A 26,003-nucleotide genomic window follows, 5' to 3' on the forward strand; every position below is an offset into this window, starting at 1 on the left:
CTCGCGGGAGAAGGGCCGGGGATGAGGGGCGAATACCAATTTTCCCCCTAAGCATTGAAGTGTAAGAAGAAAGTCCCCTCACCCTGCCCTCTCCCAGAGGGAGAGGTAACAGATCTCAAAACCCGGACGGCGCACAGCAACGCGGCTTGCATCGAGACATCGATAGACCCTATCATCTGGACATATTTACAGTATTTCCGGGCATCTAATTGATGAAATTGGATAAAATCTCCCTCGACAGCCTCAAGGGCGTCGGCAGCAAGATGCTGGAGAAACTCGAACGACTGGGGCTAGCGACGGTGCAGGATCTGCTGTTCCACCTCCCCCTGCGCTACGAGGATCGCACCCAGGTGTGGCCCATCGGCGATCTGCCGCCGGGCCTGCACGGTGCGGTCGAGGGCGAAATCCAGGACACCCAGCTGGTGATGGGCCGCCGCCGCATGCTGGTGTGCCGCATCAGCGATGGCACCGGCAGCCTGACTCTGCGTTTCTTCAACTTCACCGCCGCCCAGAAGAACAGCCTGGCCCCAGGCCGCCTGCTGCGCTGCTTCGGTGAGGTACGCCCCGGCAAATACGGACTGGAGATGGCCCACCCCGAGTACAAGTTGCTCGGCGAGGAACAGGCCGGCCAGACCGAAGAGGCACTCACCCCCGTCTACCCCACCACCGAAGGGCTGCGTCAGCTCAGCCTGCGCAGCCTCACCGATCAGGCGCTGGCCCAGCTCGATCTCTATGGGGTGGACGAGCTGCTGCCCGCCGGCCTCTATCCCCAGCAGATCGATCTGGCCGCCGCCCTGCGGCTGTTGCACCGTCCGCCCCCCTCGGTGGCGCTGGCGCTGCTCGAGAGCGGCCAACACCCGGCCCAGCAGCGGCTGGTGCTCGAAGAGCTGCTGGCCCACAACCTGTCTGTGCTGAAAGTGCGCGCCCAGGCCCAAACCCAGCTGGCCCGAATACTCAAACCGGCGCCGACCCTGGTCAAGCAACTGCTCGGCGCCCTGCCGTTCAAGCCGACCGGGGCCCAGAGCCGGGTGGTGGCGGAGATAAGCCAGGATCTGCAGCGCAGCTATCCCATGATGCGGCTGGTGCAGGGGGATGTGGGCTCCGGCAAGACGCTGGTGGCGGCGCTGGCAGCGCTGCAGGCCATCGGCAACGGCTGTCAGGTGGGGCTGATGGCGCCGACCGAGCTGCTGGCCGAGCAACACGCCATCAACTTCGCCCACTGGCTGGAGCCGCTCGGCATCAAGGTCGGCTGGCTGGCGGGCAAGCAGAAGGGCAAGGCGCGGGAGACCCAGCTCGCCGCCATTGCCGATGGCAGCGTCAAGATGGTGGTGGGCACCCACGCCATCTTCCAGGAGCAGGTGGTGTTCCAGCGTCTCGCCCTGGTCATCATCGACGAACAACACAGATTCGGGGTGCACCAGCGCCTCGCCCTGCGCGAGAAGGGCGAGCGGGAGGGAGTTCACCCCCATCAACTGATCATGACCGCCACTCCCATTCCCCGTACCCTGGCGATGACCGCCTACGCCGATCTCGACACCTCCGTCATCGACGAGCTGCCGCCGGGTCGCACCCCGATCACCACGGTCGCCCTGCCAGACAGTCGCCGGAGCGACGTGATCGAGCGGGTCAAGCTGGCCTGCCAGGAGGGCAAGCAGGCTTACTGGGTCTGCACCCTGATCGAGGAATCCGAGGTGCTGGAGTGCCAGGCCGCCGAGGATACCGCCACCGAGCTGCAGGCCCAGCTGCCCGGCCTGCACATCGGACTGGTGCACGGCCGGATGCGGCCGGTGGAGAAACAGAGGGTGATGGAGGAGTTCAAGGCCGGCATCTTGCAACTGCTGGTCGCGACCACCGTCATCGAGGTGGGAGTGGACGTGCCGAACGCCAGCCTGATGATCATCGAGAACCCGGAGCGGCTCGGGCTGGCCCAGCTGCACCAGCTGCGTGGCCGGGTCGGGCGGGGATCCGTTGCCTCTCACTGCGTGCTGCTCTACCACGCCCCCCTCTCCAAGACGGCCCAGAGCCGGCTCGGGGTACTGCGCGAGACCAACGACGGCTTCCTCATCGCCCAGCGGGATCTGGAGCTGCGCGGCCCAGGGGAACTGCTCGGCACCCGCCAGACTGGGCTGGCGGATCTCAAGATCGCCGATCTGGTGCGCGACCAGTCGCTCATCCCCCAGGTGCAGAAGATGGCGCGCTTCCTGATGGACAAGCATCCGGGCCATGTCGAACCCTTGATCCGCCGCTGGCTGGGACTGCGGGATCACTATTCCAATGCCTGACCTGGGGATAGGCAGAAGATGGACAGATTGCCTGATGGACAGGCATCCGGGCCATGTCGAACCCTTGATCCGCCGCTGGCTGGGACTGCGGGATCACTATTCCAATGCCTGACCTGGGGATAGGCAGAAAGTGGTCAGAGTGCCTGATGGACAGGCATCCCAACCATGTCGAACCGCTGATCCGCCGCTGGCTGGGCCTGCGGGATCACTATTCCAACGCCTGATAATTTCCTGACGAGGAGGAAAGCACCGATGAATTCCTGGCTACGCGCCCTGCTCTACCTCTTTGCCTTCCTGTTGCTGTTCGTCTGGGTGGGTCTCGGCCTGTTCGACGCCGAGCGCGCCCGGGCTCCCATCGCCAACTGGCTCAGCCAGCAGACCGGCGTGCCCGTCTCCATAGGCCGGCTGGTGTTCAATCCACTGCATCCCTACACCTTGCTGGCGGAGCAGGTGCACTACGGGGACGCGGTGCAGCTGGACAAGATCTATCTGGAGATAGACAACATCGACTGGCTGAACCGGGACGTGCGTATCGCCCATCTCGATCTCATCCGCCCCATCATCAAGCTGCCGTTGCCCAATCAGCTGCCGACCCTGCCGGTGCGATCCCTCACCATCAGCGACAGCACCATAGACAACCTCAGCCTGCTGAGCCCACAGCTGACCCTGCGCGGCCTGAGCGCCACCCTGAGCGACTGGGAACTGATCGATCCCAAGCGCCAGCCACAGGCCAATCTCAGTCTCGGCATCAATCAGCTGGAGACGCCCCAGTTCACCCTGGCCCGCCTCAGCCTGAAGGGGCGGTTGGAGGGCCAGGTGCTGAGCAGCGACAGGCTGACCACCAACCTGTTTGATGGCCTGGTGGAGACCGGCATGGTGCTGGACTGGCCCGAGCGCAGCCTGCAACTGCACGGACTCAAGGCGCGGGCCATACGCGTCGAGCTCGGCGACTTCCGGCAGGGCGAGTTCCCCCTGCGCCGCATCAGCCTGGATCGGGGTCAATTCGATGAGACCAGCCTCAATGCCATCGACCAGGAGATCGCCCTCAACAACTTCAGCGGCCAGCTGACCGCCTTCGAGTGGCAAGCCGGTAGTCGGCCAAGCGGCTATCTCTCCGGCTCCTTGGCGGATCTCGGCCGCGGCCTGTTCCAGCTGGAAGCGATCAAGGGGCGGCTCGCCTTCTCACCCCAGCAGATCGATGCCGAGCTGCAGGGCAAGGCCTACGAGGGGGAGTTCAGCCTGGAGCTGGCGGCGGACCCCGATCTGCAGAAGCTGACCCTCAAAGAGATGAGTCTGAGCGGCATGGACATCAGCCTGCCGGACGGTTGGTGGCAGGATTGGCAAGGGTGGCGCCCCCAGCAGATCGACGTGCGCAAGCTGACGTTTGATCGGCTCAAGGTGCTCTCCTTCGACGATGCCCTGCCGCTCTCCCTGACCGGCTGGCAGTTCTACCTGACCGATCTCAGCCTGCGCGACAACCAGCCGGGGCCCCTGCTCGGCCGGGCCAGGGTCGAGAGCAAGTGGTTCGAGCTGGTGTGGGATGGCCTCAGTGCTCGCAACGGCGAGCTCGATGCGGAGCTGACCCCCAGCTCCTGGCAGCTCAACAAGCTGACCAGCGCACTGCCGGATCAGGGCTCCCTCAGCCTGAGCGGCCAGTGGGGCAAGGCACCCGGCCAGCTCAGCCAGCTGCAACTGCAGGGCAAGCAGCTGGATCTGGAGCAGTGGAACAAGCTGCTGCATCCCCACTCACCGTCTCCCGTCTCCCTGGCAGGCAAGCTGGATATCAGCGCCGACCTGCAGGCAGACATGCAAAAAACGCAGGACGGCGCGCCGGATGAGGCCGCTGACGGCTGGCTCGGCACCCTGCAGGGCAAGATCAGCCTGGATGCCAAGGATCCCTTCTGGGACAAGGTCGGCATAGATCCCCTGCTGGATGACTGGTTCAAGGGCAACAAGCCCCCCAGCCTGACACCGGCGGCGCTGTGGCAGGCGATGCAGCAGGGGGATACCCCCTTCTATCGCATCAAGCTGCAGGCCAAGGCGGAGCAGGGCCAACTGGCGATCGAGCAGGCCGGTGCCTCCACCATCACCCACCTGCTTGCCCTGCAAGGGGGCGTGGATCTGGCCAAGGGTCAGTGGCAGCTGGATCTCGGCGTGCTCAACGGTCAGCGCTGCGCCGAGTTGCTGGCCCGCTGGCGCGGTCCGCTCGACGATCCCAGCCTGAATTGGGAGCTGCCGGCCCAGGCCTCCTGCGGCTGGGAGCCGGGCGTGCGCTACCCGGCCCAGGGCCGCAGCAGCCCGCTATGGCGACCGGCAACGACGCCCAAGCCACAAGCAGCGCAGGAAGCCACCCAGTAACAAACAAGGCCTCACGATGAGGCCTTGTTTGCAATAGGTTGCTGGATAGCGCAGGTCATTGACCCGGTGGCTGACCTCGTTTGATGGGTTGCACCACATAGTGGCCTGCAAACTCTGCCGCCAGCTTGCCACCGCTGAACAGTTGCACCTTGAGGCTGAACCGGGCGGATTCCCCCTCCTTGAGCGGCGCCAGCACGGCGGGCATCCCCTCTCGGGCCACCCTGGCCTCCGGCTCCTCGCGTACCGGCCTGTGGTATTTGATGTTGCCCTCGGCCAGCACTATGTCGCCTCCCAGCCCGGCCTCCTTGAGTTGCAACCAGATAAGCCCCCAGCCCGCCAGCACGCACTGGCTATAGATGCTGCCGGCGAACATGGTGTCGTGGACGTTGAGGTTGGCCGCCAGCTTGGCCTTGAGATGGAAGGTCTGGCCGTCGTAATGGGTGATGTGGACCCCCATCTTCTCGCTGATGGGAATGCCCCTCGACCAGCGGGTGGTGAGATCCTGGCACCACTCGGGGCGGTACTGGATGGTCTGCAGCGGGCTCAGGGACTTGATCATCTGACGGTGGGCGATGCGGCCGAAGGAGACGGGCCCTTCCCCTACCTCGAGAAAGCCGCACTTGCGGTAGAACTCCACCGCCTCCTGGCGCGCGTTCATCACCAACCGCTTCACCTTCTCGTCCCGGGCGAGTTGTTCGAGATCCTCCACCATGCGGGCCCCCAGCCCCTGGCCACGAAACTCGGGGCGCAGCGCCATGAAGCGGATCTGGGCCTCGTCACCGCCGACGAACAGCCGACCGACGGCGATGGGGGTGCCATCCTCGGCCAGCATCAACCGGTGAATGGCGACGCTGTCGTATTCGTCCCGCTCGGAGCCGATGGGCAGATTGAAGGGTTTTCGCAGCAGTTCCCAGCGCAGTTGGTAGTAAGAGTCCAGCTCGGCTGCTGTTTGAGGAGTGACTACCCGGTACATAAAGCGATCCTTGAGTTAGCGCCGACGGACAGATCGAAGGGCTTGCGCACCAATGCCTCCCAGCGCAGCGGGTAGTAAGAGTCCAGCTCGGCTGGCGTTTGGGGAGTGACCACCCGGTACATAGGTACATCCTTGAGTTACACTGGTCGAAATCCATCTTGCCGTGCAAATTCATGGACTTCAATCTGCAAGCGTACCAAGCCGACCACTTATTGCACCTCAGCGTCAAAGCCGAGCGTCGGCTCTGTGTGCTGGAAAATGGTCAGCACCGCTGGCTGGAAATGGACGGCGTGGTGCAGTCGGCCATGAGCCTCGCCGACCCGGCCACCCTCTGCCTGCCCCATCAGCGCTACATCGCGGCTCAGTTGCCCGCCCAGGCGAGCCGCATCCTGGAGCTGGGGCTTGGCGGCGGCGATCTCAGCCGCCACCTGGCCGCCCGCTGGCCCGAGGCGCAGCAAGACTGCGTGGATCTGGACGCCGAGATCCTCACCCTGTTCCAACAGTTCTTTCAGCCCTCCCCGGGGCACAGGCCCAAGCTGCACCATGCCGATGCGCTGCAGTTCCTGCTCCAGAGCCAGGATAGCTACGATCTGGTGCTGCTGGACCTGTTCAACCAGGACGGCAACCCGCTGCTGCTGTTCCAGGCCCCCCTCTATCAAGCGCTGGCCCGGCGCCTGTGCGGTACCCTGATCATCAACCTGCTGCCACGCACCCGACTGGAGCAGGAGCAGGCGCTGCGGCTGGCCAGTGAGTGGGTTGGCCCGACCCAGGCCCACGCCGTGCCCGGCTACCGCAACCTCATCCTGCACACGACTCGCCAACCCGCATAGGCCGGCCCATGCTCGGCCAGGAGAGGCCGCCGACATCATAAACGGCGGCGCCAAGGCAGTTTTAATAACTATTAATGCTACAATTAACAGCAAGATGTGCTGATAAATATCGAATTTACGAGATAAATATCAAGATGTCAGACCTGCAGCCAGAAGGTCACGGGGCCGTCGTTCAGCAGTCGCACCTTCATATCCGCGGCAAAGCGGCCGGTCTCGGTCGGCAGGCCGCTCTCCCGTGCCTTGGCGACGAAGTAGTCGTACAGTCGCTCGGCCTCCACCGGGTGGGCGCCGCCGGAGAAGCTCGGCCTCATCCCCTTGCCGGTATCCGCCGCCAGGGTGAACTGGGAGACGACCAGCAGGCCGCCGCCTGCCTGACTCACATTGAGGTTCATCTTGCCGGCCTCATCGGAGAAGATCCGGTAGCCGCTCACCTTGTGCAGCAGCTTGTCGGCCTTGGCCTCGTCATCCCCTTGCTCAACCCCGAGCAGCACCAGCAAACCGCCGTCGATGGCCCCGACGATCTCTCCCTCCACGGTCACGCTGGCCTCGGATACCCGTTGAATCAATGCAATCACCCGCGACTCCTTTGTCCATGTCAAAAATAAGCGACCGCCCGAAGGCGGTCGTCAATGTTAGCAATAAGCGGCGGGCAGAGGCCAATTTCTCGGCACGGCCATCGCCACAGCAGGCAGCTGACTCAACCCAGCTCCTCGGCACCCGGTTTCTCGTATTCCCCGAGGCAGGCGGTGGTCTCCGCCCCCAGCACCACCACCAACCAGCTCAGGTAAACCCAGACGAACAGGATGGGCACAGCGCTCGCCGGGGCGGGCGATAGACTCAGCCCAGCTCCTCGGCACCCGGTTTCTCGTACTCCCCGAGGCAGGCGGTGGTCTCCGCTCCCAGCAGCACCACCAACCAGCTCAGGTAGACCCAGACAAACAGGATGGGGATGGTCGCCAAGGCGCCATAGATGGCCTGATAGGAGGGGAAGTTGGTGATGTAGATAGAGAAGCCACGCTTGGCCAGCTCGAACAGGGTTGCCGCCACCAGAGCACCGATGAAGGCGTGGCTCAGCCGCACCTTGCAGTTCGGCACCACGGTATAGATCAGCAGGAAGGTGAGCACCGAGAACAGGAATGGCAGGCTGCGCAGCAGCAGATAGCCGACGCCAAACAGACTGTCGGCGGCGAACAGCTTGAGAGACAGTATGTAAGAGGAGATGGCGAGGCTGGCACCGATGAGCACGGGGCCCAGGGTCAGGATCATCCAGTACATGGCGAAGGCCTGGGCCAGCGGCCGGTTCTGAGTCGAGCGCCAGATGTAGTTCAGGTTCTTGTCGATGGCCGAGATCAGCATCAGGGCCACCACGATCAGGGCGCCGATGCCGACCGCCGTGGTGTTGGTGGCATTGGCCACGAAGCCGTCGATGTACTCCTTGAGCATCTCGCCGGCGGTGGGCACGAAGTTGTGATAGACGAACTGCTCCATCTGCTGCTTCAGGCTCTGGAACACGGGGAAGGCCGACATCATACCGAACACCACGGCAACCATGGGCACCAGGGAAAGCAGGGTCACATAGGCCAGATAACCGGCGGTGACGGTCAGCCTGTCCTGTTGGAAACGGCCCCAGACAAAGTGGGCGAAGTGGCCACCATCGTGGCGCAAGAAGGAGATTACATGAGCCAGGCGGCCGCTGATTTTATGCTGCATCGTGGTTCTCGAAGAGTTCGTCATGGGGATATTGTGTCAGACAGGGTGGCCATTTGACCACCCATGAGCAGGCTCGACATGGCCAGTAACAGCGGGCAAGCCGTCATCGGCGCTCAAACGGCCATAAAAAAAGAGGCCCTAAGGCCTCTCTCTGTCTGTCGAGTAACAGATATCAAGCACGACCGGCGCGCTTGCGATCCATTTCGGTCAGCAGTTTCTTACGGATGCGGATCGCCTTCGGCGTGATCTCGACCAGCTCATCGTTGTCGATGAACTCGAGCGCCTGCTCCAGGGTCATGCGGATCGGCGGAGTCAGCACCTGGGCTTCGTCGGTACCGGAGGCACGCATGTTGGTCAGCTGTTTGCCCTTCAGGCAGTTAACAGTCAGATCGTTGGAGCGGGAGTGAATACCGATCACCTGGCCTTCGTACACTTCGGTCGCGTGACCGATGAACAGACGACCGCGGTCTTGCAGACCGAACAGGGCGAAGGTCAGGGCCTTGCCGGTAGCGTTGGAGATCAGCACGCCGTTCTGACGCTCGCCGATGCTGCCACCCTTGTGCGGACCGTAATGGTCGAAGGTGTGGTACAGCAGACCGGTACCTGAGGTCATGGTCAGGAACTCGGTCTGGAAGCCGATCAGGCCACGGCTCGGGATCATGAAGTCCAGACGGACACGACCCTTGCCATCCGGGGTCATGTTGGTCATCTCGCCCTTACGCAGGCCGAGTTGCTCCATCACGGAACCCTGGTGGATCTCTTCCACGTCCACGGTCACGGTTTCGAACGGTTCTTGCAGAACGCCGTCAACGGTGCGCAGGATAACTTCCGGACGGGATACGGCCAGTTCGTAGCCTTCGCGACGCATGTTTTCGATCAGGATGGACAGGTGCAGTTCACCACGGCCGGAGACGCGGAACTTGTCCGGATCTTCGGTCTCTTCCACGCGCAGGGCCACGTTGTGGACCAGCTCCTGGTTCAGACGCTCCATGATGTTGCGGGAGGTCACGAACTTGCCTTCTTTACCGGCGAATGGGGAGGTGTTGACCTGGAAGGTCATGTTCACGGTCGGCTCGTCAACGGACAGCGGCGGCAGGGCTTCGACGGCATTGTTGTCACAGATGGTGTCGGAGATTTTCAGCTCGCCCAGACCGGTGATGGCAATGATGTCGCCCGCTTGCGCGTCGGCCACTTCGGTACGGGACAGACCCAGGTAACCCAGCACCTGACCGACTTTACCGGTACGGCTCTTGCCGTTGGCACCGACGATGGTGACTTGCTGGTTGGTCTTGACGCGACCACGGGTGATACGGCCGATACCGATAACACCGACGTAGGAGTTGTAGTCCAGCTGGGAAATCTGCATCTGGAAACCACCGTCGGCATCTGCCGCAGGAGCTTCTACGTTGTCAACGATGGCCTGGAACAGGGGTTCCATGTTCTCGGACTCAACGTCCAGATCCATGGTGGCCCAACCGTTCAGTGCTGAGGCGTAGACAACTTTGAAGTCCAGCTGGTCGTCGGTGGCACCCAGGTTGTCAAACAGGTCGAAGACCTGGTCCATTACCCAATCAGGACGAGCACCCGGACGGTCGATCTTGTTGATGACCACGATCGGCTTCAGACCCTGGGCGAAAGCCTTCTGGGTCACGAAACGGGTTTGCGGCATCGGGCCGTCAACGGCGTCAACCAGCAGCAGCACGGAGTCAACCATGGACAGCACGCGCTCAACTTCACCACCGAAGTCGGCGTGACCCGGGGTATCAACGATGTTGATGCGGTAGTCGTTCCAGCGGATCGCAGTGTTCTTGGCGAGAATGGTGATGCCACGTTCCCGTTCCAGATCATTGGAGTCCATGATCCGTTCCTGACCTTCGCTGGTGCGATCCAGAGTACCGGATTGCTGCAGCAGCTTATCAACCAGAGTCGTTTTGCCGTGGTCAACGTGCGCAATAATCGCAATATTGCGTAAATTCTCTAACATTCTCGCCTCAAATCACCGGGTAAAATTGGGCGCTAATTGTACTCTCGCCTTTGTGATCTGCCTAGCAGAATTGCAGCACATTCGAATACAACAGGGGATCTGGATCATGGACCCCACGCCGAAAGCCTGCTTAGATGGCATCGGGACGTGGGCGCACCAAGCTGGTGCACCAAAACGATCCAAGGTTGCACCACTTTGATGCGCAGCCATGCACGAGAGCGGGTGACCCGACAGCCTGAAACGGTGCAAATGCCCTGAAATCAAGCTGTCACAAACTTGGCACGATACTGGCTTATGTGAATGTGACGACGCATTCACCCAAAGAGTTTTAACACCGGAGGTTACTTAGCATGTCAGCCCAGAACGTTTTGGCCTTGATCCAGGAACACGAAGTCAAGTTTGTTGATCTGCGTTTTACCGACACCAAGGGTAAAGAGCAGCACGTATCCATCCCTTCCCACCAGGTCAACGAAGAGTTCTTCGAAGACGGCAAGATGTTCGATGGTTCCTCCATCGGCGGCTGGAAGGGCATCAACGAGTCTGACATGGTGCTGATGCCGGATGCGGCCTCCGCCAAGCTGGATCCCTTCACCGAAGAGACCACCCTGAACATCGTCTGTGACGTGCTCGAGCCTGCCACCATGCAGGGCTACGACCGTGACCCGCGCTCCATCGCCAAGCGCGCCGAAGATTTCCTGAAGTCCAGCGGCATCGCTGACACCGTGCTGTTCGGGCCGGAGCCGGAATTCTTCATGTTCGACAACATCACCTTCTCCAACACCATGGGCCACAGCTTCGTGAAGATCGAATCCGAAGAAGCTGCCTGGAACTCGGGTACCGAGTACGAGCACGGCAACAAGGGTCACCGTCCCTTCGTCAAGGGTGGTTACTTCCCGGTTGCACCGGTTGACTCCTCCCAGGACATCCGTGCCGCCATGTGTCTGGTGCTGGAAGAGATGGGCCAGGTCGTTGAGGCTCACCACCACGAAGTGGCGACCGCCGGTCAGAACGAGATCGCGACCCGTTTCAACACCCTCACCCTGAAGGCGGATGAAGTTCAGGTGCTGAAGTACGTGATCCACAACGTGGCCCACGCCTACAACAAGACAGTCACCTTCATGCCGAAACCCATGTTCGGTGACAACGGCTCCGGCATGCACTGCCACCAGTCCCTGGCCAAGAACGGCGTCAACCTGTTCGCTGGCGACCTGTACGGCGGTCTGTCCGAGATGGCACTGCACTACATCGGCGGTATCATCAAGCACGCCAAGGCCATCAACGCCTTCGCCAACCCGACCACCAACTCCTACAAGCGTCTGGTCCCGGGTTATGAAGCACCGGTCATGCTGGCCTACTCCGCCCGCAACCGCTCTGCATCCATCCGTATCCCTGTGGTACCGAGCCCGAAAGCCCGCCGTATCGAAGTCCGCTTCCCGGATCCGGCTGCCAACCCTTACCTGGCCTTCGCCGCCCAGCTGATGGCCGGCCTGGACGGCATCATCAACAAGATCCACCCGGGCGACGCCATGGACAAGAACTTGTATGACCTGCCGCCGGAAGAAGCCGCAGAAGTGCCGACCGTTGCCGGCTCCCTGGACGAAGCGCTGTCCGCCCTGAATAGCGATCGCGAGTTCCTGACCCGTGGTGGCGTGTTCAGCGATGACTTCATCAACTCCTACCTGGAGCTGAAGCAGCATGACGTGGATCGCGTCCGCATGACCCCGCACCCGCTGGAGTTCGAGCTGTACTACTCCGTCTAAGCCGGATAGCTTGTCTCAAATGAAAAACCCGCCATCTGGCGGGTTTTTTATCTAAGGGGCTGAAATATCATGATCCCGCCTGCCGAGCGGGCGAGTCATCTAACTAAAGGATCTATATCGCCGCCACAGACCCGACAATCGGTCTGACGGTTTTTTCTCTGATAGGATTAAGTGAAACCCCGTCAAGGAGAGATGGATGAAAACAGTACCATGGATGCTGGGCCTATTGCTGATGATGTCTTGCACCGCCCAGGCTGCCAGAGTCTATTCCTGGACCGATGCCAACGGCGTCACCCACTACACCGATGCCCCCCCTCCCGGCAAGAATGCCAAGGAAATAGACCTGCGGGTCTCCCCCCTCATCGGCACCTCACCCCACTCGGTCCAGGTCGACAACTTCAACAGCCTGACCGGGGTCGATGCCAAGAAGGCACAGGAAGCCGCCCAGCTGACGATCGAATTGCTCTCCCCTGAGCCGGGCAGCACCCTGCGTGACAACACCGGCAACATCGTCTTCCAGGCCGAAGTCCACCCTCAGGCCCCGGTGCAATTCGATGTGCGCCTGACTCTGGACGGCAAGGCGGCCCCCCTGGTCCACAACAGCCTGGCCATCCGGGTAGAAAACCTCGATCGCGGTGCCCATGAGGCGCAGCTCGAGCTGCTCGCCAAAGACGGTACGATCCTTGCTAAATCCAAGCTAGCCACCTTCTACCTGCATAGAACGACTGTGGATCAGGCTCCCAAAGCCACCCCCAAGGCCAATTAGGGGTGATGTGATGCACCGATGCGGGTAAACTCAATGCACCATATCGGTGCACAACTGGTGTGCAGCACCGTTTTAGGGAGAAACCTGTGCCAACCCGCTCGGACCACGCCAAGACCCTCTTGGACAATCTGCTGACCGCCGTCATCCTGATGGATGAACGGCTCTGCATCCAATTCGTCAACCCCGCGGCCGAACAGCTGCTCTCCCTCAGTGAACGGCGGTTGATCGGGATCGAGCTGCCCCATCTGCTTGAGCATATTTCTCTCGACTTGCAGCGATTCAAACAGTGCCTCATTTCGGGGCAAGGTTTCACCGACAGCGAAGTCACGCTGGTGGTGGAAGGGGAGCCCAGGCTGGTCGAGATCAGTGTGAGCCCTATGGCCGACACCCTTGGCGACCACGAGCAGCGGCTGATGGTGGTGGAGCTACGCAAGATCGATCAGCAGAAGAAGATCAGCCAGGAGCTGCAGCAACACGCCCAGCAGCAAGCCGCCAGAGAGCTGGTGCGCGGCCTGGCCCACGAGATCAAGAATCCCCTCGGTGGCCTGCGCGGCGCGGCGCAACTGCTGCAAAAGGAGTTGCCGGACCCTGGCCTGCGCGAATACACCGGCATCATCATCGAACAGGCGGATCGCCTGCGGGTGCTGGTCGATCGCCTGCTCGGCCCCCAGCGTCCCGGTCGCCATCAGATGCACAATGTGCACTCTGTGCTCGAGCAGGTGCGCCGCCTGGTGGATCTGGAGCTGCCGCCCCAGATCCGCATCGAGCGGGATTACGACCCCAGCATCCCCGAATTCGAGATGGAGGCGGATCAGCTGCAGCAGGCCTTCCTCAACATGGTGCGCAATGCCGCCGAGGCGCTGGGCGAGCAGGCCGGGCTCATCCGCATCAAGACCCGCACCGCCTTCCAGATCACCATCCACGGCCAGCGTTACCGCTTGGCGGCGGAGATCAAGATCATCGACAACGGCCCCGGCATCCCCGATGCCATTCGTGACACCCTCTTCTACCCCATGATCACCGGTAAGGAGGGGGGCACTGGCCTCGGTCTCTCCATCGCCCAGAACCTGATCGATCAGCACAAGGGGCGCATCGACTGCATCAGCTGGCCCGGCCACACCGAATTCACCATCTATCTACCGCTTCGCAAATAAGGGAACCTCATGACAGCAAAAGTGTGGATCGTCGACGACGACAGCTCCATCCGGTGGGTGCTGGAGCGAACCCTGGGCAGCGAGGGCTTCGAGTGCGAGAGCTTTGCCGATGGCGAAGCCCTGCTGAGCTCGCTGGAGATGCGCTCGCCGGACGTGATCCTGTCCGATATCCGCATGCCGGGCATCGACGGCCTCAGCCTGCTGGAGCAGATCCATCGTCGTCAGGCCGACCTGCCCATCATCATCATGACGGCCCACTCGGATCTCGACAGTGCGGTCAACGCCTACCAGCGCGGCGCCTTCGAATACCTGCCCAAGCCGTTCGACATCGACGAGGCGGTCACCCTGGTGCGCCGGGCCGAGAATCACCTCAAGGAGCAGCGCACCAAGCGCAAGGGACGCCAGCAGGAGCCCGGCAACAGCCCCGAGATCATCGGCGAGGCCCCCGCCATGCAGGAGGTGTTTCGCGCCATCGGCCGGCTGTCCCGCTCCAGCATCTCGGTGCTGATCAACGGCCAGAGCGGCACCGGCAAGGAGTTGGTCGCCCATGCCCTGCACAAGCACAGCCCGCGCGCCCACAAGAACTTCATCGCCCTCAACATGGCTGCCATCCCGAAAGATCTCATCGAATCCGAGCTGTTTGGCCATGAGAAGGGGGCCTTCACCGGTGCCAACAACATCCGTCACGGTCGCTTCGAACAGGCCGACGGCGGCACCCTGTTTCTGGACGAGATAGGCGACATGCCGCTGGATGTGCAGACCCGACTGCTGCGGGTGCTGGCGGATGGCCAGTTCTACCGAGTCGGCGGTCATCAGCCGGTGCAGGTGGACGTGCGGATCATCGCCGCGACCCACCAGAATCTGGAAAAAAGGGTCGCGGATGGCGAGTTTCGGGAGGACTTGTTCCACCGCCTCAACGTCATCCGCATCCATATCCCGGCCCTCAAGGAGCGCCGTGAGGACATCCCCCAGCTCGCCCAGCACTTCCTGCTGCGGGCCGCCAAGGAGCTGAACGTGGAGGCCAAGAGCCTGCACCCGGATACCCAGGCCTACGTCAGCCGCCTGCCCTGGCCGGGCAACGTGCGCCAGCTGGAGAACGTCTGCCGCTGGCTGACGGTGATGGCCTCGGGGCAGGAGGTGCTGGTGAGCGATCTGCCGCCGGAACTGCTGACCCCCATCACCAGCACGGCGGAGCCGGGTCAGCCCGCCCTGACCGGCGGCTGGCAACAGCAGTTGCAGGATTGGGTGGCCACCAAGCTGGCGCTGGGGGAGACCGACATCCTGGCCGATGCCCTGCCCCAGTTCGAGCGGATCATGCTGGAAACCGCGCTGGAGCATACCCGAGGCCACAAGCAGGAGGCGGCCCGCCTGCTCGGTTGGGGCCGCAACACCCTGACCCGCAAGCTCAAGGAGCTCGACATTCCATAAGCCGTTGGGAAAAACGATTCCCATCACGCCTTGACGAATCCCCTGCCAATCAGACCCCGTTTGCTCGCAAACGGGGTATCTTTTTCAAGAGTCCCGCCTAGAATGGCAGGCTTTCCAACCCGACTCGCAGAAGGCGCCACCATGATTGACAGATCCCTCCCCCTGACCGACCTGCACCGCCATCTGGATGGCAACATCCGTCCGCAGACCATTCTCGAGCTGGGTCGCCTGCACAACATCCGGTTGCCCGCCGATGAGCTAGAGGCGCTGCGCCCCCACGTGCAGATCGTCGAGAACGAGCCGAGTCTGGTCGCCTTCCTGAAGAAGCTGGACTGGGGCGTGGCCGTGCTGGCCGATTACGATGCCTGCCGCCGGGTCGCTTACGAGAACGTGGAAGACCTGCTGCGCGCCGGCATCGATTACGCCGAGCTGCGCTTCAGTCCGGCCTACATGGCGATGGCCCACAAGCTGCACCCACAAGGAGTGGTCGAGGCCATCATCGACGGCGTGGCCGCCGGCAGCCGTGATTTTGGCATCAAGACCAACCTCATCGGCATCATGAGCCGCACCTTCGGCACCGAGCAGTGCCGGGTCGAGCTGGATGCCTGTCTGGCCCTCAGGGATCGCCTGGTCGCCATCGATCTGGCCGGTGACGAGCTGGGCTTCCCCGGCGAGCTGTTCACCAGCCACTTCCGTCGGGTGCGGGATGCGGGCATGCGGGTCAGCGTCCACGCCGGCGAGGCGGCGGGCCCCGAAAGCATGTGGCAAGCCATCCGCGATCTGGGGGCCGAGCGTATCGGTCACGGCGTCAAGGCCATCCAGGATCCGGCCCTGATGGCCTATCTGGCGGAGCACCGCATCGGCATCGAATCCTGCCTCACCTCCAACCTGCAGACCACCACGGTGGCGAGCCTCGCCGATCACCCGATCCGCCAGTTCCTGGCTGCCGGCGTGCTGGCCTGTCTCAACACAGATGACCCTGCTGTTGAAGGCATAGATCTGCCATATGAATACGAGGTCGCAGCCCCTGCAGCCGGCATGACTGCGGATGAAATCCGCACCGCACAGCGCAATGGTCTGACGCTGGCCTTCCTGAGCGAGGCCGAGAAGGCCGAACTGAGCGCCCGCGCCGCCAGCCGTCGGGGCTAACCGCCATCCCGCCTCCAATAAAAAACCGCCGAGAGGCGGTTTTTTATTGCTCAGTATGGGTAGTCGATCAGATCACCCGGGAAAACTGCTGCTGACGCGCCTTGCTGCGCAGGTAGACGTCGAAGCACATGCAGATGTTGCGAATGAGCAGCTGACCGGTGGAGACCACCTCCAGTCCGTCGTCGTTCATGCGCACCAGGCCATCGTCGATGAAGGTCTGCAGCAGCTTGAGATCCTCGGCGAAATACTCCTTGAACACCAGGCCATGGGCCTGCTCGACGGCGGCGAAGTTCAGGGAGAAATCGCAGATGAGGCGTTTGATCACCTCACGGCGGATCAGGTCATCCCGATTGAGGGAGCACCCCTTCCACTGGGCATGGCCCAGCTCATCCACTTGGGCGTAATAGGCCTTGAGATCCTTCTGATTCTGGGAATAGGCATCGCCGATCATGCTGATGGAGGAGACGCCGAGGCCCAGCAGATCGCAATCCCCCTGAGTGGTATAACCCTGGAAGTTGCGATGCAGCTTGCCCTCTCGCTGGGCCACCGCCAGCTCGTCATCGGGCTTGGCGAAGTGATCCATGCCGATGAACTGGTAGCCCTGGCCGGTGAGGAAGGCGATGGTGTCCTGCAGCATGGCCAGCTTCTCGCGGGGCGCCGGCATGTCGGCCTCCTTCAACTTGTGCTGGGCGGCGAAGCGGCTCGGCAGATGGGCATAGTTGAAGATGGAGAGGCGGGCCGGGTCCGTTTTGAGCACTTCTTCCAGGGTGTGATGGAAGCTGTCGCGGTTCTGGTGCGGCAGGCCATAGATCAGATCGAGATTGGTGGAGCGGAAACCGAGCTCGCGGGCCCGCTCCAGCATGGCGCGGATGAAGTCGTTGTCCTGCTCGCGGTTGACCGCGACCTGGACCGCCTTGTTGAAGTCCTGCACCCCGAGGCTGATGCGGTTGAAGCCCACTTCTCGCAGCACATCCAGCATGGAGAGTTCGATCTCCCGCGGATCCACTTCGATGCTGATCTCCCCTTCGGCTGCAAAGTCGAAGTGCTCCCGCAGCATGGCCATCAGCCGTCTGGTCTGAGCTTCATTCAGGTAAGTCGGCGTGCCGCCGCCCCAGTGCAGCTGGGTCACCAGCCGGTGCTTGAACAGCGGGGCCTGAGCCTTGATCTCTTGTTCGAGGAAGTCGAGGTACTGGTCGGCCTTGTGCTGATGACGGGTGATCACCTTGTTGCAGCCGCAGTAATAGCAGAGCTTGTGACAGAAGGGGATGTGCACGTAAAGCGACAGATTGCGGGTCGGGTACTGGCCCGCGGCGTGGACGAAGTCCGGATAACCAAACTGCTCGCTGAATTCCAGCGCAGTGGGATAGGAGGTATAACGTGGGCCGCTGTAGTTGTATTTCTCGATCAGGGCCTGGTCCCACACAATCTGCTCTACTTGCACGCTTGCTTCCTCTTTCTTTTTGTCATCGACGGCTTAACTGAAGATCCTTCAGTTGGGCAACATCCTTCAAGATCTGCGCCTCCAGCTCGGCCTCATAGCCGCTGCGCTCGAGATCCATCCTCATCACTTCATTGCGTTTGAGGGCCCGCCTCGCCTCGTGAGTCGGCATCTCTTTCACCTTCTCATAGAGCGCATACAGACCGGGAAATTCACTGGCGAAGGGACGACCACCCTGGATCTGCAAGGCATCCAGCAAGTTGGTCAGCCGGATGGCCCCTTCGGAATAGTCACACTGACCATCCCGCACCGCATGGGCGATCACCCTGACACTCTCGAGGATGCGTTCGTTGCGGGCCGCGATGGCCTGTTGCTGCGCATCGCGCTGGCGCTTGAGACGCGCCAGCAGGGTACCGGCGTATACCGCCAGCCCCAGCAAGATCAGGCCACCCAACAGGGCAGCCAGCATCCATCCACTCATCACTTCTTCTTCGACTCTGGCTTGGGCTCAGGCTGATAACCGGCCTGGTTGAAGCGCTCCCACAGCTCCTCTTCGGAGGCTGGCTGGGTCGGCTCGTCAAAGTCGGCTTCGTCGAACACGCCATCTTCATCTTCGTCTTCATCGGTGTCGATGATGCCGAGCTCGTCCATCAGCTCCTGATAGCGATCGACACGCTGGTCAACCCAGGCCTGCTCGGCCGCTTCCAGCGTCTCACCGTTGTCCAGGCGATCCAGCAGATCGTTCAGGCGATCATCGTTCTCGATGGAGGCGAGTTCCTGCTCCGGTGTCATCACCAGCTTCTTTTCTTTCAGTGGTTTGGCTGCCACCGATTTGGCTTTCTTCTCGTCCAGCACCAGCACGATCGGCTTGCGGGAACCGATGCGCGGATCCTTAGGCTGCTTGTTGCCACTGCTATGAGACTGTTCTGCCTGTTGACGGGAGCCCGCCTTCAAGCCTTTGCGCTTGGCGGCGCGCTTGCGCTCACGACCTTCCTGGGCACTGGCATCTGATTCTTTGCGCTTGCCGGTAGGCTTGCGGGTAGGTTGTTTGGCCGACATGAGTGACTCCGACAAATAACTGGATTAAAGCCCGAACCCGGGATGATTTCGTCCGGGGAGATGCTGAGACGGGGAACAGTAAATCTGGAACAAGAGTGGGATCCCGCACCAATTCGACCAGATTTGGTCGCTGAACACCGCAGGATCGGCATCCTCTGGGCATGTTGCTGGTATTTTGACACAGAATGGCTAGGCGGGTTAATGACCCAACTGAAAAAAGGCAGCCGAAGCTGCCTTTATATGTTTATGCGAGTCCCATTCCCTGGTTGCAAACGCCTTTTCCCTGGGCGTACTTCTGCGCATCATGTTTTGTGGGGTCATCCTGACCCTTATTAGTCGTTCCTGAATGTGCATGTGCTTGCCTGACCCGTCTCGATGACATCCTGCCATCCATCCGGGGTGGTTGCCTCCCGCAGCCCCGCTCATCCCGAGCGGTTACCATCCTGGTCATTCAATCCCGTGCTCACCACTTGCATGTGCCGAGCCGACTCCCTGTCCACCCTTGCCGAGCGCAGATCCGCTCGCAGGGTCATTCCATGGCTCCACTGTAGCAACTTGGCAGAATGGCTCAATCCACTCAGAATGTTTTCAAACGAAGATAAATAGCCGATTCTTATTTAACACATTGAAACTTATGACTTCCATAATGAAAGCTGCAGGCTGTTTCAGCCCAGGCCGGATTTGCAAATGGAAGATCTCTTACAACAATGCGGGCCGTTTGTGGCCAATGGTGTTAAAGGCCAAAAATAAACGGGGAACATGAAGTTCCCCGTTTATTTTCAACAAGATAGATTTCGGATGCTATCAGTGCAAACCGGCCACGTATTTGGACAGCGCTTCGATATCCTGATCCGTCAGCTTCTTGGCCACGTCTCGCATCATGCCATTGGGGTCATTTTCGCGGGCAGCCGTGCGGAAGGCGGTGAGCTGCGCCTTGATGTAGGCGGGATGCTGCCCCGACAGGCTGGGATACTTGGCCTGTTCAATGCCGGAGCCACGCGGTCCATGGCAGGCTGTGCAAGCGGCCAGACCACGGCTCATGTCGCCTCCCATGTAGAGCGCCTTGCCAGCGGCGACCACCTCATCAGGCACGGCGATTGGCGTGACCTTCTGAGTGGAGAAATAGGCGGCCAGATCGTCCATGTCCTGATCGGACAGGGGCAAAGCCATGGGTCCCATGATGGGAGCAACCCGGCCAGTTTGGCCAGAAGCTGCAGCCTTCAGTTCAACTAATTGTTTTTTGATATATGATGCGTGCTGACCAGCAATCTTGGGATACATGTCAACTGGGCTGTTGCCGTCCGGTCCATGGCAGGCCGCACAGACGGCAGCCTTGGTTTGTCCCGCAGCGGCATCGCCCTTGGCTTGTGCCATCCCAGTTACGCCAACCATCAGAGCAAGAGTAATGACTAGGTTCTTCATGGCGTTCCAACTTTCTCGTTATTAGGCTTCCAGATCCCATGCCGCCGAAGGCATGTTAAAATAAACGCGTTAAAGCGACGCCATTTTACACGATTTCACATAAAAGTAACTCTATAACCCTCTATCTCTATGGGGAATTTACGTTGGATACACAAACTCTAAATTTCAATAAGGTGCATTTTGTGACCAGCGCACCCGACATCCGCCACCTGCCAAATGATGGGGGTGTCGAGATCGCGTTTGCCGGTCGTTCCAACGCCGGTAAGTCATCTGCATTGAATACCTTAACCAAACACAAGAACCTGGCACGCACCAGTAAGACGCCGGGCCGTACCCAGCTGATCAACCTGTTCGAGCTGGAACCAGGCAAGCGTCTGGTCGATCTGCCGGGCTATGGTTATGCCCAAGTACCGTTGGAAATGAAGCTCAAGTGGCAAAAGTCGTTGGCAGAGTATCTGCAACGCCGTGAGTCATTGAAAGGACTGGTGATCCTGATGGATATCCGCCATCCGCTCAAAGAGACTGACATGAACATGCTGGAGTGGAGCGCACACCGTGAACTGCCCGTCATGCTGCTGCTGACCAAGGCCGACAAGCTGAGCCCGGGCCCGCGCAACAATCAGGTGATCAAGGTACGCCAGGCCGTGGCGGAACTGGGCCCGCAGATCCAGGTTGAGGCTTTCTCTTCTCTCACCAACATAGGTGTCGAGAAGCTGGCTCAAACCCTGAGTGGCTGGTATCTGTCCGGTGCCGACGTTGCCCCGATTGACACTGACGAAGACGACCGTATCGAGGAGTAAGGTACTCCTCGCCCTGCTCAATGAGCGGAGTTAGTCCTCCGCTGATTGAAAGACTTTCACTCTGCCCCTTCCTTCCAGCCTCTTGTCCCCCGTCATGTCGCCGTCGAACCTGCCAATGAAATAAGCTTTTATAATCAGAATGATATCTAGTTTGGCTGCTTGGATAATTAACTTGGTGTCAACTTGATAGCGTTTTCAGTTTTCGACCAGGATAGAACCCGATCAGAACCTGAAAGAAACAAAACTGAAATTTTATTACATGACTTCAGAGGGAATAAATGGAGGAGGGACAAAAATGAGGCCAGTAACGCAATCCGCGGTACTGGCCTGAAGCAATGAGTTCAAAAATTGGGAAAAAGCTAATTCTCGAGAACAAAGACGATTGGTTTTCCTCAAGAAACACCCTCATTCTAACAAAAATCACGCCTCATTAAAGCATTTACTCTAATCGTTAGACATAAAAAAACGCCCCGACGAAGACTCATCGGGGCTGCTATTCAGCCACATTCAATTACGTGAAATAAAAGGTCTGAAAGATAGAACATCTTACCTCTGTACCCTACGCAGATAACTGTACAGCAAAGCAGCAGAAGGTGAAAGTAATTTATGTAATTTAGTTTCAATGAAAATAGATAAGATAAATTACTTTATTTTTCATATAGATAAAAAAATCCCCAGTACGAATACCGGGGAGTTATAAAGGTGACTAGCTAGCACTTCCTCAACTATCTAGTTAGTCAGCAGCATTTCATGCAAGTTCCGCTGTATCGGAAAAAAACTTGAAGAATCTTTCGATCAGGCAAATGAGACAAGACTAACCAACTGTTTTAAAACAATTTAAATAAAAGCCCCCTCTAATGCAGAAGCACTGACACTTGAAGGTTTTACGGCTATTTCGCCCTGAACGAGGGGCGGTACGGCTGATCGGCCCCATCGCAGGCGGCCGTTGAACGATAGTTACATCGGCTGACCTCGCTCATCACCTCTTGCTGCAGCCTCTGTAGCACGCCGCAATGCCCCATAGTCCGTCCTGCCAAGCGTCAGATCGGGAAACGGTGGCCCTGATTCACAGTATCCCCAGATTGCGCTTCAACTCTCGCAGTACCTGCTTGGTTCCGGGTCGGATGCCACGCCACACGGTGAACGCCTCGGCGGCCTGCTCCACCAGCATGCCCAACCCATCCATGGTCTGCCGGGCGCCGTGCTGTTTTGCCCAATGAATGAAGGGGGTGTCCGTCGCACCGTACATCATGTCGTAAATGGCGATATCGGCGTGGATCAGGGCTGATTCGAGGGGAGGCAAGTCACCCTGCAAGCTGGCGGAAGTGGAATTGATGATGAGATCGAACGGCCCCTGCAGCACCTCGTAGCGCTGGGCCACAACGGCCCCCAGTTCATGGAACTCGGCAGCCAGCTGTTCAGCTTTGGCATGGGTGCGGTTGGCGATCACCAGCTCGGCCGGTTGTTCGGCCAACAAGGGGGCCAGCGCCCCCCGGGCCGCGCCACCCGCCCCGAGCAGCAGGATCCGGCTGCCCGCCAGAGTGATGCCGTGGGCCTTGAGATCCGCCACCAGACCGGCCCCATCGGTATTGTCCCCGAGCAGCACGCCGTCGTCCGTCAGCTTGATGGTGTTGACCGCCCCCGCCAGCCTGGCCCTTGGACTCAGCCGATCGACGAGGGAAAATGCCTGCTCCTTGAAGGGAACCGTCACGTTGCAACCCTTGCCTCCCTCGGCAAAGAAAGCGCGCAAGGCAAGGGCAAAGTCATCGACGGCAGGTTCTGAAAGACCGTACTCCAGCGCTTGCTGGGTCTGTCTGGCAAACAGGGTGTGGATAAAGGGGGACTTGCTATGGCGCACCGGGTGGCCAAAAACCAGATAACGATCCATCAATGAGTTCCATCAGAAGGCGATAGTCCGATTTAACGGGTTTTCCCCCTCGGGAACAAGCCGAATATCGGCAACAAAAAGGGGCCGATAAAGGCCCCTCTGCTCACAACCAGTCTCTTGGTACCAGGTAGTCGCGGTAGAGCAACGCCTCAGGGCTGCCCGCCTCCGGCTGCCAGTCATACTCCCAGCGCGCCAGGGGGGGCATGGACATCAGGATCGACTCGGTCCGGCCACCGGTCTGCAGACCAAACAGGGTCCCCCTGTCATAAACCAGGTTGAATTCCACGTAACGACCACGACGATAGAGCTGGAACGATCGCTCCCGCTCACCATAGGGTGCTGTCTTGCGACGTTCGACGATCGGCAGATAGGCGTCGAGGTAGCCATTGCCGACCGCCTGCATGAAGGCGAAGCAATCCTCGAATGGCCAACGATTCAGATCGTCGAAGAAGAGGCCGCCGACGCCGCGCGTCTCGTTCCTGTGTTTGAGGAAGAAGTAACTGTCGCACCAGGACTTGAACTCGGGATAGATATCCTCGCCAAAAGGCTGACAGAGGTCGTGGGATACCCGATGCCAGTGCAGCACATCTTCGGCCAAGGGATAAAACGGTGTCAGGTCGAAGCCACCGCCAAACCACCAGATGGGATCCTCTCCCTCTTTTTCGGCGATGAAGAAACGGACGTTGGCGTGGCTGGTCGGCACATGGGGATTGTGCGGATGGATCACCAGCGAGACGCCCATGGCCTCGAACGTGCGACCCGCCAGTTCGGGACGGTGAGCGGTCGCCGATGCGGGCATGGCGTTGCCATAAACATGGGAGAAGTTGACACCGCCTTGCTCGATCACGGCGCCCTGACGCAATACCCGGGTGCGGCCACCGCCGCCACCGTCACGGGTCCAGGCATCCTCCACGAAGCGCCCTTCCCCATCGGCCTGCTCCAGTGCCCGGCAGATCTCGTCCTGCAACTGCAGCAGGAAGTCCTTGACCTGGGCCACGTCCGGTTTGCTCATCTCATCTCCAGTCAGGCGGGGTCATGCCCCGCCTGTTTTATTATGATGTCGCGACAGGGCTCGAGGCACGTCCGCTCTTTGACAAAAGAAAGTTCCCCCTTCTCAAGAAGGGCGAATGACGGCGCCGGTTCTGGCGTCCTTGATCTCGGATGGATTGGCCTGGCCGCCCACTTCGCCGGGCAGCACATAGGCCAGCAGTTGTGTCAGGGTTGCCCCTATGTCGGCGGTGCAACGGGCCGGCTCTTCACCGGTCAGGTTGGCACTGGTGGAGACCAGCGGCTTGCCATAGGCGCGGCACAGGGCCTGCACCTGAGGGTGGGCGCTGACTCGCACAGCCAGGGTATCGAAACGACCCGTCAACCAGGCTGGCGTTGTAGCGCGAGCCGGCATGATCCAGGTGAAGGGACCCGGCCAACTCGCCTGCACGCGAGCAAGCTGCTCGGGGCTGAGCTGGCTGAGGTCGATGTAATCCTGCAACTGCGCCACATCGGCGGCGATCAGGATCAAGCCCTTCTCCACCGGACGCTGCTTGATGGTCAGCAGGCGCTGCACCGCTGCCTCGGAGTCGGGATCACAGCCCAAGCCAAACACGGCCTCGGTCGCATAGGCGATCACCCCGTCGGTGCGGAGGGCGGCAATCGCTTGTTCAAATTCATTTGGCATAAAAAATGCGGCAGCCAAGCTACCGCCTCATCACTTATTTGGATTGAACCTGTTAGAGCCGCAGCCGCCGGTGCACATTCTCGCGTCCTGTTATCCAGGAAAAGCGCGAACCTGTCCGGCTGGCTGCCGCCTCATTACTTACTTGAGCAGTTCAGCCTGCAGGGCGGCATCCTTGGCCATCACCTCTTCGGCATTCTTCTGGCGTTCCGCCCGTACCTTGGCCGCCAGCTCGTCATTACCGACCGCCAACATCTGGGCAGCCAGGTAACCTGCGTTCTTGGCGCCGGCTTTGCCGATCGCCACTGTCGCTACCGGCACGCCACCCGGCATTTGCACGGTGGAGAGCAGCGCATCCAGGCCCTTGAGCGGACCGCCATCGATAGGCACTCCGATCACCGGGCGGGTGGTGATGCCGGCGACGGCACCGGCCAGGTGGGCAGCCAGCCCGGCAGCACAGATAAAGACCTTGCAGCCACGGGCTTCGGCATCGGTGACGTACTGATGCGTCGCCGCCGGAGTACGGTGCGCGGAGGTCACTTTCACTTCCACTGTGATATCAAAAGTCTTGAGGACTTCAAGGGTGGTTTGCATCACGGGGAAATCTGAGTCAGAGCCCATCAATACGGCAACAAAGGGTTTATTCATGGTGGGAATTTCCTTACTCCAAGTGGGGGGTTGAAGTTCGCCGAAAACGTTTCAATTTGGTTACGGCGGCGGGATTATACCTGCTCAGTTTGATGGCCGCATTTCTTTTGCGGGCAGATCCAGCACAGATTTCCCCTCACTTTCTTCTCTACCATGATGCCCCAGCCACATTTTGGACAGGGCATGGGGATCGGCTTGTCGTTAACCACATATTTACAATGGGGATAGCCGTCGCAGGAATAAAACTGTTTGCCGTAGCGGGAAGTGCGACTCACCAGATGGTTCTTGCCACACTCGGGACAGGGTATCTGGGTATCGTCGCTTTCCTGCAAGGATTCGATGTGCTGGCAGGCCGGATACTGGGTACAACCCACAAACAGGCCGTAGCGCCCCTTCTTGATCGCCAGTGGCTGGCCGCAGTCTGGACAGGCAGAACCCTCGAGCACCTTCTCGATGTCGCGACCGGAGGGGGTCAGGGAGCGGATATAGTCGCAGGAGGGATAGGCGGAGCAACCGAGAAAAGGGCCATGCTTGCCCTGGCGGATCACCAGCTCGGCACCACACTGCGGGCAAGGTTCCCGCTCGAACGCAGGTTCGTGGGTGGAGAAAAGGTGATGATCGATCTTTGACATGGGCCGCGCCTTGAAATCCAGATGGTCTGAATTCTACCAGCGCGGCACCG

General features: G+C 60.3%; 23 protein-coding genes. 9 read left to right on the plus strand and 14 right to left on the minus strand.

The window, feature by feature from the left end; all coding sequences use genetic code 11:
- The first annotated feature begins 212 nt into the window (after positions 1-212).
- Entirely contained in the window at positions 213-2,282 is a 2,070-nt protein-coding gene (recG, locus tag BN1124_RS03505; RefSeq protein ID WP_042639217.1) for an ATP-dependent DNA helicase RecG, read from the plus strand.
- 252 nt (positions 2,283-2,534) lie between these two features.
- The gene (locus BN1124_RS03510; protein ID WP_042639220.1) at positions 2,535-4,640 is read left to right on the plus strand and encodes an AsmA family protein; all 2,106 of its coding nucleotides are present in this window, start codon (positions 2,535-2,537) and stop codon (positions 4,638-4,640) included.
- A gap of 55 nt (positions 4,641-4,695) precedes the next feature.
- Here the strand turns inward: BN1124_RS03510 and BN1124_RS03515 are convergent, their stop codons facing one another.
- Entirely contained in the window at positions 4,696-5,613 is a 918-nt protein-coding gene (locus tag BN1124_RS03515) for a bifunctional GNAT family N-acetyltransferase/hotdog fold thioesterase (protein WP_042639222.1), read from the minus strand.
- Positions 5,614-5,786: 173 nt separating this feature from the next.
- On the opposite strand from BN1124_RS03515, the gene BN1124_RS03525 reads away from it, so the two are divergent.
- Positions 5,787-6,443 (plus strand): spermidine synthase, encoded by a 657-nt coding sequence (locus BN1124_RS03525; RefSeq protein ID WP_042639350.1) that lies wholly within the window; start codon positions 5,787-5,789, stop codon positions 6,441-6,443.
- A gap of 137 nt (positions 6,444-6,580) precedes the next feature.
- Here the strand turns inward: BN1124_RS03525 and dtd are convergent, their stop codons facing one another.
- From dtd to typA, 4 genes are all read right to left on the minus strand, one after another.
- Positions 6,581-7,018, minus strand: a complete 438-nt coding sequence (dtd, locus tag BN1124_RS03530) for a D-aminoacyl-tRNA deacylase (RefSeq protein ID WP_042639226.1) — start codon at positions 7,016-7,018, stop codon at positions 6,581-6,583.
- A 122-nt stretch (positions 7,019-7,140) separates the two neighbouring features.
- A complete protein-coding gene (locus BN1124_RS03535; protein WP_378051777.1) occupies positions 7,141-7,254 on the minus strand; it encodes a ribonuclease BN in 114 nt (37 codons plus the stop codon).
- Between the two features lie 26 nt (positions 7,255-7,280).
- Positions 7,281-8,153, minus strand: coding sequence for a virulence factor BrkB family protein (locus BN1124_RS03540; RefSeq protein WP_042639230.1), 873 nt, complete (start codon positions 8,151-8,153; stop codon positions 7,281-7,283).
- A 172-nt stretch (positions 8,154-8,325) separates the two neighbouring features.
- A complete protein-coding gene (gene typA / locus BN1124_RS03545) occupies positions 8,326-10,137 on the minus strand; it encodes a translational GTPase TypA (protein ID WP_042639231.1) in 1,812 nt (603 codons plus the stop codon).
- Between the two features lie 350 nt (positions 10,138-10,487).
- On the opposite strand from typA, the gene glnA reads away from it, so the two are divergent.
- The 5 genes from glnA to add all read left to right on the plus strand — a co-directional run bounded on the left by glnA (position 10,488) and on the right by add (position 16,394).
- Positions 10,488-11,897 (plus strand): glutamate--ammonia ligase, encoded by a 1,410-nt coding sequence (gene glnA, locus BN1124_RS03550; protein ID WP_042639233.1) that lies wholly within the window; start codon positions 10,488-10,490, stop codon positions 11,895-11,897.
- A gap of 196 nt (positions 11,898-12,093) precedes the next feature.
- The gene (locus BN1124_RS03555) at positions 12,094-12,663 is read left to right on the plus strand and encodes a DUF4124 domain-containing protein (RefSeq protein WP_042639235.1); all 570 of its coding nucleotides are present in this window, start codon (positions 12,094-12,096) and stop codon (positions 12,661-12,663) included.
- 86 nt (positions 12,664-12,749) lie between these two features.
- Complete coding sequence (gene glnL / locus BN1124_RS03560; RefSeq protein WP_042639237.1) at positions 12,750-13,817, plus strand: nitrogen regulation protein NR(II); 1,068 nt, start codon at positions 12,750-12,752, stop codon at positions 13,815-13,817.
- Positions 13,818-13,826: 9 nt separating this feature from the next.
- Entirely contained in the window at positions 13,827-15,245 is a 1,419-nt protein-coding gene (gene glnG / locus BN1124_RS03565; RefSeq protein WP_042639239.1) for a nitrogen regulation protein NR(I), read from the plus strand.
- A 141-nt stretch (positions 15,246-15,386) separates the two neighbouring features.
- Positions 15,387-16,394: an adenosine deaminase gene (add, locus tag BN1124_RS03570; protein ID WP_042639241.1), complete on the plus strand. Its 1,008-nt coding sequence runs from the start codon at positions 15,387-15,389 to the stop codon at positions 16,392-16,394.
- 67 nt (positions 16,395-16,461) lie between these two features.
- Here add and hemN read toward each other — a convergent pair whose 3' ends face one another.
- From hemN to BN1124_RS03590, 4 genes are all read right to left on the minus strand, one after another.
- Positions 16,462-17,835 carry an oxygen-independent coproporphyrinogen III oxidase gene (gene hemN / locus BN1124_RS03575; RefSeq protein WP_042639243.1) on the minus strand — a complete coding sequence of 458 codons (1,374 nt, stop codon included), beginning with the start codon at positions 17,833-17,835 and terminating at the stop codon, positions 16,462-16,464.
- 22 nt (positions 17,836-17,857) lie between these two features.
- Positions 17,858-18,301, minus strand: coding sequence for a DUF2489 domain-containing protein (locus BN1124_RS03580; RefSeq protein WP_042639245.1), 444 nt, complete (start codon positions 18,299-18,301; stop codon positions 17,858-17,860).
- A gap of 11 nt (positions 18,302-18,312) precedes the next feature.
- On the minus strand, positions 18,313-18,891 hold the full coding sequence (yihI, locus tag BN1124_RS03585) for a Der GTPase-activating protein YihI (protein WP_042639247.1): 579 nt from the start codon (positions 18,889-18,891) through the stop codon (positions 18,313-18,315).
- Between the two features lie 804 nt (positions 18,892-19,695).
- Positions 19,696-20,313 carry a c-type cytochrome gene (locus BN1124_RS03590; RefSeq protein WP_042639249.1) on the minus strand — a complete coding sequence of 206 codons (618 nt, stop codon included), beginning with the start codon at positions 20,311-20,313 and terminating at the stop codon, positions 19,696-19,698.
- Between the two features lie 143 nt (positions 20,314-20,456).
- Here BN1124_RS03590 and yihA point away from each other — a divergent pair, with 143 nt between their 5' ends.
- Complete coding sequence (gene yihA / locus BN1124_RS03595; RefSeq protein WP_042639252.1) at positions 20,457-21,113, plus strand: ribosome biogenesis GTP-binding protein YihA/YsxC; 657 nt, start codon at positions 20,457-20,459, stop codon at positions 21,111-21,113.
- A gap of 1,066 nt (positions 21,114-22,179) precedes the next feature.
- On the opposite strand, the gene aroE is transcribed toward yihA, so the two are convergent.
- From aroE to BN1124_RS03620, 5 genes are all read right to left on the minus strand, one after another.
- Complete coding sequence (gene aroE, locus BN1124_RS03600) at positions 22,180-23,001, minus strand: shikimate dehydrogenase (RefSeq protein ID WP_042639254.1); 822 nt, start codon at positions 22,999-23,001, stop codon at positions 22,180-22,182.
- A 103-nt stretch (positions 23,002-23,104) separates the two neighbouring features.
- Positions 23,105-24,013, minus strand: coding sequence for an oxygen-dependent coproporphyrinogen oxidase (gene hemF, locus BN1124_RS03605; RefSeq protein WP_042639256.1), 909 nt, complete (start codon positions 24,011-24,013; stop codon positions 23,105-23,107).
- Between the two features lie 102 nt (positions 24,014-24,115).
- On the minus strand, positions 24,116-24,676 hold the full coding sequence (locus BN1124_RS03610; RefSeq protein ID WP_042639257.1) for an L-threonylcarbamoyladenylate synthase type 1 TsaC: 561 nt from the start codon (positions 24,674-24,676) through the stop codon (positions 24,116-24,118).
- Positions 24,677-24,814: 138 nt separating this feature from the next.
- Positions 24,815-25,321 carry a 5-(carboxyamino)imidazole ribonucleotide mutase gene (gene purE, locus BN1124_RS03615; RefSeq protein ID WP_033131395.1) on the minus strand — a complete coding sequence of 169 codons (507 nt, stop codon included), beginning with the start codon at positions 25,319-25,321 and terminating at the stop codon, positions 24,815-24,817.
- 74 nt (positions 25,322-25,395) lie between these two features.
- The gene (locus tag BN1124_RS03620; protein WP_033131394.1) at positions 25,396-25,953 is read right to left on the minus strand and encodes a DNA topoisomerase family protein; all 558 of its coding nucleotides are present in this window, start codon (positions 25,951-25,953) and stop codon (positions 25,396-25,398) included.
- Between the last annotated feature and the right edge of the window lie 50 nt (positions 25,954-26,003).

Source organism: Aeromonas eucrenophila, assembly GCF_000819865.1.
GTDB lineage: Bacteria > Pseudomonadota > Gammaproteobacteria > Enterobacterales > Aeromonadaceae > Aeromonas > Aeromonas eucrenophila.

Excerpts from the sequence above, each read along its gene's own strand:
- glnG (WP_042639239.1), top strand. The coding sequence starts at position 13,827 with ATGACAGCAAAAGTGTGGATCGTCGACGACGACAGCTCCATCCGGTGG.
- BN1124_RS03610 (WP_042639257.1), bottom strand. The coding sequence starts at position 24,676 with ATGCCAAATGAATTTGAACAAGCGATTGCCGCCCTCCGCACCGACGGG.
- hemF (WP_042639256.1), bottom strand. The coding sequence starts at position 24,013 with ATGAGCAAACCGGACGTGGCCCAGGTCAAGGACTTCCTGCTGCAGTTG.
- BN1124_RS03510 (WP_042639220.1), top strand. The coding sequence starts at position 2,535 with ATGAATTCCTGGCTACGCGCCCTGCTCTACCTCTTTGCCTTCCTGTTG.
- aroE (WP_042639254.1), bottom strand. The coding sequence starts at position 23,001 with ATGGATCGTTATCTGGTTTTTGGCCACCCGGTGCGCCATAGCAAGTCC.
- typA (WP_042639231.1), bottom strand. The coding sequence starts at position 10,137 with ATGTTAGAGAATTTACGCAATATTGCGATTATTGCGCACGTTGACCAC.
- BN1124_RS03525 (WP_042639350.1), top strand. The coding sequence starts at position 5,787 with ATGGACTTCAATCTGCAAGCGTACCAAGCCGACCACTTATTGCACCTC.
- recG (WP_042639217.1), top strand. The coding sequence starts at position 213 with ATGAAATTGGATAAAATCTCCCTCGACAGCCTCAAGGGCGTCGGCAGC.
- yihI (WP_042639247.1), bottom strand. The coding sequence starts at position 18,891 with ATGTCGGCCAAACAACCTACCCGCAAGCCTACCGGCAAGCGCAAAGAA.
- BN1124_RS03620 (WP_033131394.1), bottom strand. The coding sequence starts at position 25,953 with ATGTCAAAGATCGATCATCACCTTTTCTCCACCCACGAACCTGCGTTC.
- add (WP_042639241.1), top strand. The coding sequence starts at position 15,387 with ATGATTGACAGATCCCTCCCCCTGACCGACCTGCACCGCCATCTGGAT.
- BN1124_RS03580 (WP_042639245.1), bottom strand. The coding sequence starts at position 18,301 with ATGCTGGCTGCCCTGTTGGGTGGCCTGATCTTGCTGGGGCTGGCGGTA.
- BN1124_RS03515 (WP_042639222.1), bottom strand. The coding sequence starts at position 5,613 with ATGTACCGGGTAGTCACTCCTCAAACAGCAGCCGAGCTGGACTCTTAC.
- BN1124_RS03555 (WP_042639235.1), top strand. The coding sequence starts at position 12,094 with ATGAAAACAGTACCATGGATGCTGGGCCTATTGCTGATGATGTCTTGC.
- purE (WP_033131395.1), bottom strand. The coding sequence starts at position 25,321 with ATGAATAAACCCTTTGTTGCCGTATTGATGGGCTCTGACTCAGATTTC.
- glnA (WP_042639233.1), top strand. The coding sequence starts at position 10,488 with ATGTCAGCCCAGAACGTTTTGGCCTTGATCCAGGAACACGAAGTCAAG.
- BN1124_RS03540 (WP_042639230.1), bottom strand. The coding sequence starts at position 8,153 with ATGCAGCATAAAATCAGCGGCCGCCTGGCTCATGTAATCTCCTTCTTG.
- BN1124_RS03590 (WP_042639249.1), bottom strand. The coding sequence starts at position 20,313 with ATGAAGAACCTAGTCATTACTCTTGCTCTGATGGTTGGCGTAACTGGG.